This is a genomic window from Salinivibrio sp. ML198, assembly GCF_001996015.1.
In the GTDB taxonomy this organism is placed as follows: Bacteria; Pseudomonadota; Gammaproteobacteria; order Enterobacterales; family Vibrionaceae; genus Salinivibrio; species Salinivibrio siamensis.
On the sequence record NZ_MUEZ01000001.1, the window covers coordinates 19763 to 36154 of the forward strand.

Annotated in this window: 15 protein-coding genes; 4 read left to right on the plus strand and 11 right to left on the minus strand. The window is 49.1% G+C overall.

Annotated elements, in window-relative coordinates; all coding sequences use genetic code 11:
- Window positions 1-227: 227 nt before the first annotated feature.
- From BZG25_RS00095 to BZG25_RS00115, 5 genes are all read right to left on the minus strand, one after another.
- On the minus strand, window positions 228-515 hold the full coding sequence (locus BZG25_RS00095; RefSeq protein ID WP_074214694.1) for a DUF134 domain-containing protein: 288 nt from the start codon (window positions 513-515) through the stop codon (window positions 228-230).
- 113 nt (window positions 516-628) lie between these two features.
- Entirely contained in the window at window positions 629-2077 is a 1449-nt protein-coding gene (gene gnd / locus BZG25_RS00100; RefSeq protein WP_077638261.1) for a decarboxylating NADP(+)-dependent phosphogluconate dehydrogenase, read from the minus strand.
- Window positions 2078-2088: 11 nt separating this feature from the next.
- Window positions 2089-2814, minus strand: coding sequence for a 6-phosphogluconolactonase (gene pgl / locus BZG25_RS00105; RefSeq protein WP_046075801.1), 726 nt, complete (start codon window positions 2812-2814; stop codon window positions 2089-2091).
- A complete protein-coding gene (gene zwf, locus BZG25_RS00110) occupies window positions 2811-4313 on the minus strand; it encodes a glucose-6-phosphate dehydrogenase (protein WP_077638262.1) in 1503 nt (500 codons plus the stop codon). The genes pgl and zwf overlap by 4 nt, the downstream gene beginning before the upstream one ends.
- Window positions 4314-4534: 221 nt before the next feature.
- Window positions 4535-5458, minus strand: a complete 924-nt coding sequence (locus tag BZG25_RS00115) for a LysR family transcriptional regulator (protein WP_077638263.1) — start codon at window positions 5456-5458, stop codon at window positions 4535-4537.
- 223 nt (window positions 5459-5681) lie between these two features.
- On the opposite strand from BZG25_RS00115, the gene BZG25_RS00120 reads away from it, so the two are divergent.
- Both BZG25_RS00120 and BZG25_RS00125 read left to right on the plus strand, forming a co-directional pair.
- Complete coding sequence (locus BZG25_RS00120) at window positions 5682-7313, plus strand: alpha-glucosidase (RefSeq protein WP_077638264.1); 1632 nt, start codon at window positions 5682-5684, stop codon at window positions 7311-7313.
- Window positions 7314-7533: 220 nt separating this feature from the next.
- Window positions 7534-8958, plus strand: coding sequence for a diguanylate cyclase (locus BZG25_RS00125; RefSeq protein ID WP_158010241.1), 1425 nt, complete (start codon window positions 7534-7536; stop codon window positions 8956-8958).
- A 40-nt stretch (window positions 8959-8998) separates the two neighbouring features.
- Here the strand turns inward: BZG25_RS00125 and BZG25_RS00130 are convergent, their stop codons facing one another.
- From BZG25_RS00130 to BZG25_RS00140, 3 genes are all read right to left on the minus strand, one after another.
- A complete protein-coding gene (locus BZG25_RS00130; protein ID WP_077579098.1) occupies window positions 8999-9520 on the minus strand; it encodes a GNAT family N-acetyltransferase in 522 nt (173 codons plus the stop codon).
- A 61-nt stretch (window positions 9521-9581) separates the two neighbouring features.
- The gene (locus tag BZG25_RS00135) at window positions 9582-9995 is read right to left on the minus strand and encodes a hypothetical protein (RefSeq protein WP_077638266.1); all 414 of its coding nucleotides are present in this window, start codon (window positions 9993-9995) and stop codon (window positions 9582-9584) included.
- 120 nt (window positions 9996-10115) lie between these two features.
- The gene (locus BZG25_RS00140; protein WP_046075795.1) at window positions 10116-10475 is read right to left on the minus strand and encodes a hypothetical protein; all 360 of its coding nucleotides are present in this window, start codon (window positions 10473-10475) and stop codon (window positions 10116-10118) included.
- Between the two features lie 712 nt (window positions 10476-11187).
- Here BZG25_RS00140 and BZG25_RS00145 point away from each other — a divergent pair.
- Window positions 11188-12267 carry a 3-deoxy-7-phosphoheptulonate synthase gene (locus tag BZG25_RS00145; protein ID WP_077638267.1) on the plus strand — a complete coding sequence of 360 codons (1080 nt, stop codon included), beginning with the start codon at window positions 11188-11190 and terminating at the stop codon, window positions 12265-12267.
- A gap of 98 nt (window positions 12268-12365) precedes the next feature.
- Here the strand turns inward: BZG25_RS00145 and BZG25_RS00150 are convergent, their stop codons facing one another.
- The 3 genes from BZG25_RS00150 to BZG25_RS00160 all read right to left on the minus strand — a co-directional run bounded on the left by BZG25_RS00150 (window position 12366) and on the right by BZG25_RS00160 (window position 15300).
- On the minus strand, window positions 12366-13160 hold the full coding sequence (locus tag BZG25_RS00150) for an ABC transporter ATP-binding protein (RefSeq protein WP_046075793.1): 795 nt from the start codon (window positions 13158-13160) through the stop codon (window positions 12366-12368).
- Window positions 13160-14110, minus strand: a complete 951-nt coding sequence (locus tag BZG25_RS00155; RefSeq protein ID WP_305794065.1) for an iron chelate uptake ABC transporter family permease subunit — start codon at window positions 14108-14110, stop codon at window positions 13160-13162. Before BZG25_RS00155 ends, BZG25_RS00150 begins: the two co-directional genes overlap by 1 nt.
- 161 nt (window positions 14111-14271) lie before the next feature.
- On the minus strand, window positions 14272-15300 hold the full coding sequence (locus tag BZG25_RS00160; protein ID WP_305794066.1) for an iron ABC transporter permease: 1029 nt from the start codon (window positions 15298-15300) through the stop codon (window positions 14272-14274).
- A gap of 154 nt (window positions 15301-15454) precedes the next feature.
- On the opposite strand from BZG25_RS00160, the gene BZG25_RS00165 reads away from it, so the two are divergent.
- Window positions 15455-16387 carry an iron-siderophore ABC transporter substrate-binding protein gene (locus BZG25_RS00165; RefSeq protein ID WP_235606031.1) on the plus strand — a complete coding sequence of 311 codons (933 nt, stop codon included), beginning with the start codon at window positions 15455-15457 and terminating at the stop codon, window positions 16385-16387.
- The last annotated feature ends 5 nt before the right edge of the window (window positions 16388-16392 follow it).

Genomic DNA, 16392 nt, shown 5'->3' on the forward strand with positions numbered 1-16392 from the left:
TCGAGAGTATTCGCGTCAAGCTGCAACGTCGCGCGACAGAATGCTTTTTCGAACACGCGCGCATCCTTGCTAAGCCGCATGATGAATGACAATAACTAAATGGAAGTATTGGTTTAAAAATACCTATTTTCACGGCAATCATTGACGTGAAATTACAGTTTAGTAAACCATAAAAGCACCTTGGTGAGTCACACGCAGCACAGATCTTGTTTTTGTAGATGGCTAACCTAACACGACTCTTCTGACTCAAACACCAAGGCTTTGCCTTCTACAAGGCAGGCGGTGGTTTTGGCGCGGGCGCGTTTAACCAGGTTGGCTAACGTTTGACGAGATACGCCCATGACTTCCGCCGCTTGCAGTTGCTGCATACCCTGATGATCAACAAGACGCATGGCTTCGAACTCATCCAAACCAATGGTCACCGTCTCTAGCTCACTGAGTGGAATGGCGTTGGGTTTAAAACAGTTGGTATGGGGTTTCCCGCAGATACGGCGGGGCATTTTAGGACGCGGCATAGGGTCTCCTTTTTTGCCTATGCTAAGTGAGTTTTTTACTTATGCCAACAAAAAGGGATGCCAGCGCATCCCTTTTCTATTTATTGCTATGGACAGTGACTTAGTCTGTAACGTTACACGTCGTACGTGGTAGACGCGGTATTACCGCCGGTGCCTGTCCAGTTGGTGTGGAAGAACTCACCGCGCGGCTGATCAAGACGCTCATAGGTGTGGGCACCGAAGTAGTCACGCTGTGCTTGCAGCAAGTTCGCGGGCAAGCGTGCCGTGGTGTAGCCATCCAAGAAGGTCAGCGCTGAGGTAGTACATGGCATTGGGATACCGGTTTCCATCGATTTCGCTGCCACTTTACGCCATGCCGCCAAGCAGTTATCCAAGATCCCTTTAAAGTACGCATCTGAGCCCAAGAAGGCCAAGTTAGGATCCTTATCAAACGCATCACGGATGTTACCCAAGAAGGCCGAACGGATAATACAGCCACCGCGCCACATCAGTGCGACGTTACCGTAGTTAAGATCCCAGCCATTCTCGTTAGACGCTTCACGCATCAGCATAAAACCTTGCGCGTAAGAGATAATTTTTGACGCCAGCAGCGCTTGACGCAGCGCATCAACCCACTCGGCCTTATCGCCTTCAACCGGCTGGATGTGTTTTTCAAACAGCTTCTCTGCCGCGACACGCTGATCTTTAAGTGCCGACAGGCAACGAGAGAAGACCGACTCAGAAATCAGAGTGAGCGGAATGCCAAGATCCAGCGCGTTGATGCCGGTCCATTTGCCGGTGCCTTTTTGGCCTGCAGTGTCGAGAATTTTCTCAACCAATGGCTCACCGTCTTGGTCTTTATAGCCCAAAATGTCTGCGGTGATTTCAATTAAATAGCTATCCAGCTCGGTTTTATTCCAGTCGGTAAACACCTGCTGCATCTCGTCATGGCTCATGCCAAGGCCGTCTTTCATGAACTGATACGCTTCGGTGATCAGCTGCATGTCGCCATACTCGATACCGTTGTGCACCATTTTCACAAAGTGGCCCGCGCCGTCACGACCGACCCAGTCACAACATGGCTCGCCGCTATCTGTTTTTGCTGCGATACCTTGGAAGATAGGTTTAACAGCTGGCCATGCTTCTTCTGAGCCGCCTGGCATAATTGACGGCCCGAAACGTGCGCCTTCTTCACCGCCAGAGACACCAGCACCAATAAAGTGAATGCCTTTTTCACGCAGTGCTGCCACGCGACGGTTGGTATCTGGGTAGTTGGTATTACCGCCATCAATAATGATGTCGCCTTCATCAAGCAGTGGCGTCAGTTTGTCGATAAAGGTATCTACAACGGTGCCTGCACGAACCATCAGCATCACTTTGCGTGGTTTTTCGAGCTTTTCAACCAGCTCTTCTAACGAGTAAGCGCCAACAATGTTGGTGTCCTTCGCTGGGCCTTCCAGAAATTCATCGACTTTGGCCGCGGTACGGTTATGCGCCACCACTTTAAAGCCGTTGTCGTTCATGTTAAGGATCAGGTTTTGGCCCATGACCGCCAAACCAATTACGCCGATATCACCTTTCATCGTGCTCTCCATTAATTCTGTTCTGGTAATTTTTTTGCTGCCGCGGCATCGAGTACCCATTCCGTGGTGCCTTTGGCACTACGGATATTGGCGGCAGGATATGGCAGTTGGGTAGGCTCGTGTGTGGCGATCTCATGCACGATCGCTTGCTTACCTTCACCCAACACCAGATAACTGATTTTCTTCGCCGCGCGCAGCACACGGGCGGTTTTTGATACACGCTTTTGCCCCGACTCTGGATGCGAAGCCACCAGCGCGAGCGCGGTATTGTCATACTGAGGATCGTGCGGGAACAGTGAGGCCGTATGGCCATCGCCACCGACGCCCAGCAAAATCCAATCAAACACAGGCGTGCCGTTTTCGCTTGGGATCAAGGCTTGCATTTCCGCACTAAAGCGCGCCGCTTCCACGTCCGGATCCTCCTCACCCCGAATGCGGTGAATGTTTTCTTCCGGAATGCGAATGTGGCTAAACAGCAGCTTATTGGCTTCGCCGAAGTTACTCTCGGCATCATCCGGTGCCACACAGCGTTCATCGCCCCACCAAAAATGCAGGTTTTGCCACTGAATCGCATTGGCATAATCATCACTGGCTAAACGCTTAAACAGCATTTTGGGCGTGCTGCCGCCAGAAAGCGAAATGTGTACAGCACGATCTTGCGCGCTGAGCGCTTGCATCGCGTCGGCTAAATGATTGACCACCGCGTCGGCATCATCAAAAATTTGGGCATTTATCATAATTCGCAGTATTCCGTGTCAGTCAGGTTTTTGCAGGGAAAGCGCCAAGCATGGCCATCACGCTCCAGCAACTGATCCGCTTCTTTCGGTCCCCATGTTCCGCAGGCATAGCCAAACAAGGCTTTGTCATTTTCTTTGTACTGCAGAATAGGCTCAACAAACTGCCAGCAAGCTTCGACCGCATCACTGCGAGCAAACAAGGTCGCATCGCCTTTGAGGGCATCTAGCAACAAACGTTCATAGGCGGTCAGCATCTGGGTTTCTTCCAGCGACGTATAATGGAAATCCATATTGACCGCTTTCGCGTTAAAGCCGGCACCTGGCTCTTTAAGACCAAAGCTCATTTGGATGCCTTCGTCGGGCTGAATGCGGATCACCAAACGGTTCTCAGGGGCATTTTTACCAAATACAGGATGCGGAGTTTGTTTAAAGTGGATCACCACTTCGGTCACACGTGTTGGCAAGCGTTTACCGGTGCGCACATAAAACGGCACCCCATTCCAACGCCAGTTGTTGATAAACATCTTCAGGCCAACATAGGTCTCAGTACGCGAGTCTTCCGCCACACCTGGCTCATCACGATAACTAGGCAGTGGCTTACCACCCACGTGAGATTCGGTGTACTGACCTAGCACTAGGTTATTGTGTAAGTCGTCTTCAGAGAGCGGCTCGAGTGACTGCAACGCTTTGAATACTTCATCACGCATGGCGTCAGCATTGATTTGCGCCGGAGGCTCCATCGCCACGAGCGATAACACTTGCAACAAGTGATTTTGGAACATGTCGCGCACCGCACCAGACTGATCGTAGTAACCACCGCGGCCTTCTACCCCAAGGTTTTCAGCCCCCGTAATTTCTACATAGTCAATGAAGTTACGGTTCCAAAGCGGTTCAAACATCGCATTAGAAAAACGGAAAACCAGTAGGTTTTGCACCGTTTCTTTACCTAAGTAATGGTCAATACGATAGATCTGATGCTCGGCAAAATAAGCATGAATGTCTTTGTCGAGCTGACGCGCGGAGGCTAAGTCATAACCAAACGGCTTTTCAACCACCAAGCGTTTCCAACCGTTGCTCTCATCATTGAGGCCATGCGCTGCCAGGCAGGCAGGAATAAAGTTATACAGCTTCGGTGGAGTCGCGAGGTAGAAAAGCGTATTGCGCTGAGTAAAGCCATATTGGTCAGAAAGCGCATCCAAGCGGCTTGTCAACGCACCATATTCGTTGGTGTCAGAGATATTAAATGATTGATAGTGAACATGCGCCATAAAGGCGTCGAGCGTGGCAGGATCGGTCTCTTCAAGCTCTTGCATGGAGTGACGTAGTTTATCGCGAAATGACTCGTCACTGTAGAAGGTGCGGCTTGCGCCTAGAATCGCGAAAGACGCAGGCATCTGTTTGTTCGCATATAAGTGGTACAGGGCTGGGATCAGCTTACGGAAGGTCAGATCGCCAGATGCACCAAAAATAACAATACTGCTGTTTTCTGGAATTACCATCATCTTTCCTTTGATAATAAAGGTACTGCATGTGATTTGCGCCACAAATTAGCAGCGCTAAGGCCAAATTGGTAATTGGCGCTACCTATTGATTTCATCGATGTCACCACTGGAACACCCTGAATCGGCTAGCTAATCCCTACATTCGCAGCCAGCACGACACAGACAGTGTGCGACAAAGGCGACTTAGTCTAGCACTTTCTTAACCAATAAGCTTTACCCTAACTGGTATGACATGGCGAAGTGTCCATCTGATGAGCCGCCTCACACAGCTGCTGGATCAGCGCGTCGACTTTTTCATTCCGCTCATTGCGCAAGGTATATAAACCGACGTTACCTCTCTTACTCGGGTGAGCACCCAACACTTTTACCCCCTGACTCGCCAGATACATCTGGGCTCGACTGGTATAGGGCATCACCGCCTGAGTGTCGTGTAGTAAGTCAATACCGGGACTGAGGGCATCAACATCAAACACCACTTGGTTGACGTGCGTCGTTGGGCTGATGGGGTTCGCCAGCAAATGCGCATGCCGGGCATGATCAGGCGTGACACGCATCAAAGGCCAATCACTTAGGCGCTGAGAGCCGATGCTGACGGATGTGTCTGTGAGTAGCGGATGGTTATCAGCCACATAATAGCTTTCCGTATCCTGAAACAACGGCATAAAGCGCACTTGCTGGCTCGCAACCAAATCGTCAATTTCATGACCGACAAATACATCCACATCGCCACTGAGTAGCGACGCCATTAATGCCAAACGGTTACCGAATTCAATATGGACGGCACACTGACGATCCGCTTGATACTCAAGCACTGCCGGTTTGACAAACAAGGGCCACCACGCCTCCCCAGTGCCAAGCTTTATTTGTCCCGCTTCACGCGCTTGCAAAGCATGAAGCTGGGCATGAAGTCGCTGCCGCGCAGCATGCTGTGCGGTGGCATGCTGATAATAAAGCTCTCCTGCGGCTGTCATACTGACGCCACGAGGATGACGGACCAATAACTGACATGCGAGACGTTGCTCCAGCTTTTGGATCTGTGCCGTCAATGAAGGTTGGCTGATCCCTAACTGCAACGCAGCCGCTTTAATACCCCCAGCCTCAACCACTGCAATAAAGTAGCCAGCAACTTTTTCTACATCCATACCGCCCCCACTCACAGTTTAATGGCTTACTTTATAGCCTAGTCAAGATACGTGATTCAATCATAACGCATATTTTTCACCTATTATCACTTTACCTATAGCCAATCGGTTATATCAACAAGCGTCACGCCTATTTTTCTTGGCACCGCCCGCGCGCTAGGCTGTTGGCCACATCTCAAGCTGAGGCTTTGAGGATTTTTATTGTCGATAAGAGGTAATCGGTATGCAGAACGCTTGGTGGCATGATGCCGTTGTTTATCAAATCTACCCACGCAGTTTTTACGACACCAATGGTGATGGCATTGGTGATCTTAACGGAATTATCGAGAAACTCGATTACTTACATTGGCTCGGCGTCAATGTGTTATGGCTATCGCCGGTGTACCAATCGCCGATGGATGACAATGGCTATGACATTTCCGATTACTGCGCGATCGCGCCTGAATTTGGCACCATGGAAGACATGACGCGCTTAATTGATAAAGCCGGCGCGCTTGGCATCAAAATCGTGATGGATTTGGTGGTGAACCATACCTCCGACGAACACCCTTGGTTCCAAGCCGCGCTTCACGACAAAAACAGTCCTTATCGCGACTTTTACATTTGGCGCGATGCCAAACCCGATGGCAGTGCACCCGATGATCAAGGCTCAATTTTTGGTGGCAGCGCATGGCAATGGGAGCCAAACACCGAGCAGTATTACTTTCACTTGTTCTCCAAACGCCAGCCCGATCTGAACTGGGAAAACCCCGCCGTCCATGACGCCGTGTATAAAATGATGAACTGGTGGATTGACAAAGGCATTGGCGGATTCCGCCTTGATGTGATTGATTTAATTGGTAAAGAAATCGATAAAGGCATCACTGGCAACGGGCCGCGCCTTCACCCACTGCTACAGGCCATGAATCGGGCCACATTTGGCGGCAAAGACTTGCTTACCGTCGGCGAAACATGGGGCGCAACGCCCGAGATTGCCAAGCTTTACAGCGCACCGGAACGCAATGAACTCTCCATGGTGTTCCAATTTGAACACATTACCGCTACCTGGAAAGACGGCGATAAATGGCAGCCCGTGCCGCTGGATGTCGCCGCCCTCAAACAGGTACTGTTCAAATGGCAACAAGCGCTGGCCGATAGCGGTTGGAACTCACTATTTTGGAACAACCATGATTTGCCTCGCGCCGTATCCAAGTTTGGTCACGACGGCCAATATCGGACCCGCTCGGCAAAAATGCTCGCCACGACCTTGCACTTGATGAAAGGTACGCCGTATATCTACCAAGGGGAAGAGATTGCGATGACCAATGTCGCCTTCCCGTCTATCGACGATTATCAAGACATCGAAACCCGCAATTTTTACGACTTGCGTGTTGCAGAAGGCGTGGATTCAGACACCATGATAGAGGCGGTATACCAAAACAGTCGCGATAACGCCCGCACCCCGATGCAATGGGAGAACGCGCCGCAGGCAGGCTTTACCCAAGGGACGCCATGGTTACCGGTTAATCCTAACTACACCACCATCAATGTGGCACGGGCGACTGAAAATAGCGGCTCAGTGCTTTATCACTACCGTGAACTGATTAAGCTGCGCAAGCAATATCCAGTGATCGTACACGGCCAGTTTGCGCCTGTGGCGGAAGACCATTCGGATGTCATCGCTTACGAGCGTTTCGACGACACCCACCGTGTTTTGGTGGTCAGCAACTTTAGCGAGCAAAAACAAGCCATCACCCTCCCCGATCACTGGCGCGATAAGCCCCTAACTTGCCTCAGCTACAACATGGATCCGGTTAAACAGTTAAGCACCACCTATAAACTGGCCCCTTACGAGTCGTTTACGGTGATGCAATAAAAGAGCGCCCAGTCTACCAATCACATCAAGACGCTACGATCGCGCCTGCCGACAGCTGCAGGCGCGCGTCTATTCAGCCTTGTCGACAACCGAAGTAGCGGCTCCTATAGTTAAATTTGTGAACAAAGGAGCAGTGTGATTAGTGTCCAACCGAAAGAGCAGTCTGATTTTTTGTGTGGTTTTTTGCTTGCTTCTCGGTGCAGTCGCAACAATGGGCTTAATGCGCTCGTTACAACAAGAAGAAGATAAAGCCCGTGGGCGCGTCGAAGGCGTGAGTTTTTTGATCGCCGAATGGATCGATGGCTCATTTCAAATCACCGACTATTTATTAAGAGATATACTAGGGCATGTTGAGCCTGAGGATCTCGTCTATCCGCCCAAAGATTTGCAGGCACATCAGCAACTAACAGAGCTTGTTGTCTCCAAAATGAACACCGTCCCTAATGTCATTCTCGCCGGCCTTTTTGATCAACACTGTATCATTACCCATGCCAATAGTGACGAACTAGGGTGGGATGGAAGTCACCGAGACTATTGCCGAGCACTGCGCGATTTCCCTGATCGAGATACATTTGTCTCCAACGCATTTAAAAGTACGACCGGCCCACTAAACATCACACAGACGCGTGAGCTTTTGCCCGAGCAGCCAGGCTTCAAAGGGTTTGCCGCGGTGGGCGTTGATCTCACCTTTTTCTCTAAATGGGTCGAGCATATTTCCATAGATCCCCTGGACGTGGTCGCTATCACTGACAAAAACCTTCGATTATTGGCAAGAAAGCCCGCTAAGCCGGAAACCTTGGGTAAACTCATTGATGATCCTATCGTTGAGGCTTTTATCACATCCGGACAAACCGACAAGAGCTTTCGCGCCACCTCGCCAATAGATGGCGTGCCACGTTTATTCAGTATTCGTAAAGTCGAGGGGCTCCCCTTTTATGCCGTAGTCGGGGAAGCAGACCAGCATTGGCAGGCAGATTGGCGTCATCAGGTGAGAGTCGCTGTGGGAGCGCTGATTGTGTTGTGGTTACTCGCCTTATTTACACTTCGCACCTATTGGGATCAACTAAACTACCTTTCCGAGCTCAAAATAGCTCGTGACAAGCTTGAAACGCTGAGTATTACCGATGCCCTCACTGGCTTAGCGAACCGCCGCCGCTTTGATAACGTGCTCGACGGCGAATATCAAAGGCTCAAGCGGATAAACGCCTCTATGTCGCTGATCATGATCGATTTAGATTACTTTAAGCACTTCAATGACACCTATGGTCACTTGGCAGGCGATAGATGCCTAAAGGCAGTTGGCGAGGTGATTCAACAAAGCCTCAAGCGTCCACAAGATTTGGCCGCGAGATATGGTGGCGAGGAATTTAGTTGTATTTTACCGGAAACCCAGCATGCAGACGCCGTATCGATTGCGATGACGATTAAAGCGTCGATCGCAGCACTCGGTATTCCCCACGGCAGATCCAACGCCGCTCGTCATGTTACCGCTAGTTTGGGGGTTGCGACCATTGAGTGTACGCCAGACATCTCGCCTGACTATCTTGTCCACTTGGCGGATCAACGCCTATATTGGGCGAAGAACAATGGACGTGATCAAGTGGGATTTGAGCAACGCCCAGCACACAACACAAAAAACGACTAACCCCCCTCTTACGCGGCATAAGCTACTTATACCTATGGCATTAATACATATACCCAAGCCAATCCATATGCCCTGCAGGCCATGATTTATCTTTCATCGGTTTAACGTACAATTCATCAACATACTCGACCGCAACGCCATAATTTGTATGTTCATGAATGCGTAGCCAAGAGGCATGTGACTCGACGAGCTGAAAGCCATTGGCCACATAAAAATCGTGCAGATCAGAAATAAGAATAATGAAATCAACATCTTTATCTCGTGCATAGTCAGCCAGTTGCGCCAGCATACCCGAGCCAATCCCTTTTCTTTGCCAAGCGCTGTCGATGCAAAAATCACTCACGCCTAACACTTTGTATACCTCACCACCGACATTCACGACCCTATAATCCAGCCCCATATAACCAATCAGTTGATTGTCGTGGTACTGCAAAGCCCGCATGTGGAGAAGCTGCTTATGGTAAGAACGGGAAACTTGATGGTCAGGAAATGCCTTGTTTCTAAGCGCTTGAATAGCCTCATGCTGCGCGTTCGATACTTCGATTTCTGGGCATATTTTCATGTTTCACCATTATTAACAATGCATAATATCTGTCGTTGACGAGCAAAGTGCACGAGAGGCATTAACCCCGTAAAGCATCATTTTTTATACCTTCGCAGTAAGCGACTATTTCTTTTTTATCCTCTTCGGAAAAATAACCTAAGGGGATTTTCTTTTGCTTCTCGCTCTCTTTAACGGTCAAGATCACAACATTGGACTCTACTTGCACATCCGATATATCTTTGTTAAAAATTGTATCTCTAGAGCGAAGAGCTAATAGCTTTATTTCCATACGATCTTGATAAAATCTTAAATGATCGATGCTATTATTGGCAACTGACATTAAGATAAATGACAAGCCGCCCAAAGCTGCGACAAAGACATTTAAGGCTATACCTGCAGCAATCATCAGTCCACCTATCACTACCTGCGCGATAAAATTCTTACGCGAGAACTGAACCACTTTAATCGGACTCTCAGTAATTTCATTAGTCATTATATTTCCTATAATAAAGCAAAGTATTTAGTCTAAAAGGTTATCAGAAGTAAAAACAGTCTAATCAAAGTGTTTGATCTGGTTGTATATTTTGGTATGGCTCGTGGAAGATAACCTTTACTATCTACAAGTGTCTTTTCGATCATTATCTAGAAGAAGTGTTTTTTCTGTAAACCAGTTTTTGGTGAAACTATCGACAGGGAACAACTCTTTATTGTCATCAGATACTTTAAAAGTGAACACACCATTTGACTTCAGAACAACGAATCTTTCATCGTTCTTAGTCGTCATTTCATAGTTTCGAGGTGACATACCTGCATATGCTTTACCATCTTTGCAGAAGACCACCTCTTCCATAAGAGAGTCTTTTTCTTGATTGATATAAACACCCTCTAACCATTCTTGCGCATATGAAGCGTTAGCAAACAGGCTCACCACCAACAAAAAACACCCTTTTTCACACAGACTTTTTTTGTTCATTCTATTTAGATCCTAAAGACGTATTATAAAAATTAAACGACATTGGGCTGAAGCGTTCATTTATAAGCATAAATCACTGAATTTATGCGCATAGAAATATACCTCCAAGTAAAAATACTGTCAACGTGAGAACCTGAGCCAACACCAATAAAAGACAGCTTAAAATATAAAGAAATGAAAGATGCGCTAGTTAGTGAAATACCCTGAAGGCCTTGATACTAGTGAGGCTTAGAATCAAAATTATCACGCACCTGCTTTCGCTAGAGAAATAAAAAGGCTAATACCACAGCCTATTCATTGCTAGAAAAACCATCAAAACGGAACACACTCCTCACAATAAATGTCACAATCATCATTAGCTGCAAACGAGAGTGTTGCACTTCGCGGTTGAATCCCCGACTGACTGTTATGAATTGCATTTTTCGCTTTAGAGCGAAGAGTTGCCAAGAAAAGGGGCACTTCAGCGCTGTAGGATAATGTAGGAAAGCAACATCGCTGAGGCAAATATTTGCTCTTTTATCGCTGATGAGTTTGTGTATAATCAAACGCGAATAGATATCATTTCATCAGTAACACTTGTTTGAGACCGCGAGCGCGGTGAGCATATCTTGATGATAATTATAACAATATAGATTATTTATCCATTAGTCTGTAATGGCGCTTTGAAGCACAAGAGTGGTGTCATCTCATGATGACAAACAAGGAACAAATAATGGCTATTGACCCTTCAGTGATCCGCGCCCATTCGTGGCAGGCACTGCCTAAACCGGCTGCACTTGCAACCGACATCCCCTGCCCAGACACACTAAGCGAACACATTGATCACTCTCGACGTACAATAAGAGAGGTTTTACATGGTCGCGATGATCGTTTGTTGGTCGTTATCGGCCCTTGCTCAATTCATGATCCAGCGGCAGCGCTAGAGTACGCCAAGCTACTGGCTCGTTATGTCGAGCGCTACCAGGATCAATTGGTTGTAGTGATGCGAACCTACTTTGAAAAGCCACGGACCTCTGTTGGTTGGAAAGGATTGCTGTTTGATCCCGATTTGGATGGCAGCGATAAAATCGGCAAGGGGCTTCGGCAAGCTAGAGCGTTGCTGGTTGATATCAATGCGCTGGGGCTACCAACTGCGACGGAGTTTCTCGATACCACCAGCTTTACTTATCTCGCTGATTTAATGAGCTGGGGCGCCATTGGCGCGAGAACGACGGAATCTCAACCCCATCGTCAGCAAAGCTCTGGACTCCCTTGTCCAATCGGTTTTAAAAATGGCACTGACGGAAATATTAGTGTGGCGATGGATGCCATTATTGCCAGCAACCACTCCCATCGTTACACCGCGACAGGTCAAGATGGACAGCTTTATGCGGTGAACAGCACCGGTAACCCCGACTGTCATTTAATCTTACGAGGTGGTAAAACTCCCAATTACAGCGAAACAGATATCAGTAATGCCTTGCTACAACTGCAAGACAAAGGAATAAATACAGGCTTAATGATCGACTGTAGTCACGGCAACAGTCTGAAGCAATTCCAACGCCAGCTGCTTGTCGCCGAAGAGCTATGTCGTCAGATTAGCAACGGAAATCATGGCATTAACGCCATTATGGCGGAAAGTTTCCTGGTTGAAGGTCGGCAAGAGATATCGAAAGAGATGACCTTTGGGCAATCAATCACAGATGCTTGTCTCGGCTGGAAAGATACTGAGACCATGCTAGACATGCTCGCCACTGCCGTTAATGTTCGCCGTCAAAGACACTCGGATCCTTTAGTCGCCAACGCATGCTAGAGGCGTAGCCGTACGACCGCAAACGCGCGTTTGATTGACCACTGCCAGCTTCAACAGCTGGCTTTCATTGTTCGCCAATCTACTCGTGAAAACATAAATTAATCAATGCTATACGCGGCTTGACGCCGTGGGACGATGACCGGGGCATCATCGAAAGGCGCGTTGAGGATATCCACCTGGGTATTGTAGAGCTTGTTGATCATCGGCTCAGTGATCACATCCGTCACTGGCCCTGTCGCCACAATACCTTGACCACCTATGGCGATCAGTTCATCACAGTAACGCGCCGCCGCCGCAAGGTCATGGATAACTAGCACCACGGTTTTACCCATCGCCACCATTTGGTGAATGCTCTCCATCACTTCGATTTGATGGCCAATATCTAATGCGCTGGTCGGCTCATCAAGCAGAATAACCTCTGTGTCTTGCGCCAAAATCATTGCTAGCCAAGCCCGTTGACGTTGCCCCCCCGATAAACTTGTCATGGGTTGCTTGAGCAAACCATTCAATTTCATTTTACCGATGGCGTTGCTGACTTGAACCGCGTCTTCATCACTCCATTGATTGAACCAACCTTGGTGAGGATGTCGCCCGTACTGCACGAGCTGTTCAACCGTGATCCCAGCCGGACTGATCGGCTGCTGGGGTAGAAATGCCAGCGCTTTGGCCAGCGCTTTCATCGAATAATCCGACAAGGGTTGTCCGTTCAGAGTAATTACGCCTTGCTGCGGCACGAGGTGCTTAGCCATCATCTTGAGCAAGGTAGATTTGCCACCCCCATTCGGGCCAACAATTCCTACCAACTTGCCTTTACTCAAGTTGAATGAAACATCTTTGAGGATCGTTTTTTTCTCATAAGAAAACCCGACACCTGTCATCGATAATGCTGTCATTAATCTGCCTGCCCTTTATCTCGCAGTAAAAACACAAATAGCATGATGCCACCTAGAATACGGGTCATGATCCCTGTCGCGACTTCGTGGGGATCGGCTAAGACCCTGACCAATGTATCGCTCACCAAAAGTAGCAGCGCGCCGAGTATTGCTGCTGTCCAAAGTGGGACGACACGCCCCTTAAGTAGGTAAGTCGCAATAATAGGCGCAGCCATGGCGATAAACACCACGGGACCACCAATTGCGGTTCCCAACGCGGCAGTCACAATCGCTAACAGTAGAATGGCTATCTGCACACGGCTGATGTTTACCCCCAGGCTCTGGGCGGTAGGAAGACCCAGCCGCAGCACATCCAACTGGCGGGAAAAGTAAATCACGGCCGGGGTCAATAATAGTAATAGGCACGCCACCGGCACGCTAACACTGTACCCCTGACCCACAAAGTTTCCCATGGTCCAAAAATATACACTGCTGACATGCACAATGGACTCCGTCGACATCAGAAACTCACCCACAGCCCGCATGAGCTCAGAAACACCAATACCAATCACCACAAACAGGTATCCTTGCTCTCCAGGGTGTCGGCACAATGTATACAACATGAATGCAGCAAACATTGCCCCCAAGGGAGCCGCCCACCATGGCCAAGCTCCCAATGTGATATAAAGGGTAAAAAACGTGATGGCTAATGTCGCCCCCTCATTGACACCGACCATATCAGGGGTTGCAAGCCGGTTGCGCACTAAGGTTTGGATCATACACCCCGACAAACCCATCGCCGCGCCAGCAACTAACACCGCAACCACACGCGGCAGGCGAATGTTAAACACCATGATTTCTGCCATGCGACTCGACTCGCCGAATAAGGATTTAAACGCCAGCCAGGGCGTCAGCTTGGCCGAGCCAATACTTACAGCCAGCAAACTTATCGCTACGAGAATCAGCATCATTAGTATGCTTATGCACAACGGTCGGCGTTCGATAAGCATTGTGTAATGACCAAACTGCCATAGCCATTTTCCGTTTGGTATGTGGCGCGGCGTTTGATTGCTTGATGAATCGTCCGCTATTTGCCGAGCCTGAGTAACCATTTTTTCCATACTACTTGCTCCTACTTAACGGCCAGCAATGCGCGAAACCCGCCACGTCGTACCACACCTATCAACACCGGCGCGCCTATCATTGCCAACAACACGCCACTTGGCATTTCATAAGGCTGAATGATCCAACGCGCCAAGATATCGGCAAGCAAGATAAAACAAATACCGAATAGCGCCGAGAAGATAACCTGGAGAGACAAGCGAACGGGCTCGACCATGCGGGCACAATAAGCGGCGAGAAAACCAACAAAGCTGATCGGCCCAGCCACAGAAATGGCGCAAGCGGTAAACAGAGTAGACGCCAGTAACACCCCCACTCGCACCCAATAGGTATTAATGCCAAGCGATTGTGCCTGCTGCTCGCCAAGCTGCATCATGGTGAGCTGACGCGCCAGTAAGAATGTCAACGCGATGGCAGCGAGCATAAAGGGAGAGATCAGTATCATCGCCGTCATGTCCGCAGCCGCCAGCGAGCCGAGGTTCCAAAACCGAAACTGATCTAAGACCACTTGGTTTGACAGTAAAAGGTAATTGGATACCCCACCAAAGGTGGCATTCATCGCGACCCCGACCAAAATCAGCTTGAGTGGACTGGACTTCCCCACCACTTGGCTAACAAGTAAGACCAACACATTGCCCGCCAACGCGCCTAATCCAGACCAGACGAGATATCCCAATGCAGATTCGACGCCAAAATAAGTCAAGCCGGTGACCAGCCCTAGCACTGCGCCGGCATTCACACCCAGCAAGCCTGGCTCTGCCAGTGGGTTACGGGTCGCGCTTTGGAGTAATGACGCCGCCAATGATAGGCTAACACCGACCAACAGTGCGCACAGTGTGCGTGGCAAGCGTAGGGTGTCCATCACCATTGTCATATGTTCTGACGGATGCATTGAAGAGGATGGGATGATTGCAGACAAATAGTACGCAAAAGCGTCTGCTGCGCCATACTCCCCTGCTCCAACCGACATTGATATCATCGAAAAAAGACAAACACTGAGAACACCGCCCCCTAACCAGGCGAGGTGAGATTTCGACACGCTTGCAACTCCTTGTATCACAACGATGTCGGGCATGATATCAACACCCGTTTTCTGATAACAGAATTAAATAAAAATAGTTATCAGTCGCCTTATTAGGTAAGATTCACCAGAATTTATTCATTTCATTGGACATATAATAAGGAGCATTATTTTGCTGAGAAGCCTTTTTACGGCCCTCGCTCTGTTCTGCATGGTGAACCAAGCCAGTGCCGCCGAAACCCGTACAGTCGAGAATGCGTATGGAGAGCGTGTTGCGATCCCTGCACAGCCTAAACGCATCATTACGCTAAGCGAAATCGACTTAGATACCACCCTCGCGTTAGGCCTCACCCCAATTGGTACGGTCAATGGCCGCGGCCAGTCGTCTTTACCTCGATATTTAAAACCTGTCATTGACGATGAAATCCAGGTCGTCGGTGGGCTGTCTCGGCCAAACTTAGAAAGCATTCTAGAGCTCGCGCCAGATTTAATCTTAACCGCGCCCAATCGACCTGAAGTGATTGCGCTGCTAAGCGAAATTGCACCAACAGTGGTCACATTTGACTACGGTGAAAATTGGAAAAAGGTATTTAAGCGCACTGCGACTATTCTAAACCGTCAAACCGAAGCCGAAGCCTTTATGACGCGCTACCACGCCCATGTGAAAAAAACAAAACAAGCGATTGGCGACAAACTGGGGCAAACCATCAGTGTCGTGCGCTGGAATCCGAAAGGGCCGGCGTACATGTTCCGGGATTCTTTTGCCAGTCAGGTGATCGCCGATGTTGGCATGAAGCGCCCGAGCGACCAGCAGGATCCAGGCCATACCCATTCCATGTCACTGAGCTTGGAAGCACTTGATGTACTAGATGGTGATTGGATGGTAATTGGTACACTCAGCGCGTCTGGTGACGCGGTTGACGCGATGAAACAAGCAGAAAGCACCCCAGCATTCCGCCAACTTAGCGCCATTGAAGCAGGTCGCTTTGCACCGGTTGATGGTTCGTTGTGGACCTCAGTCGGTGGCCCGCTCGCTGCACTTAAAGTCATGGATGATATTGCTGAATTGGTCAATAAGCCCAACGCTGAGCCACTGAGCGAATAAACGTC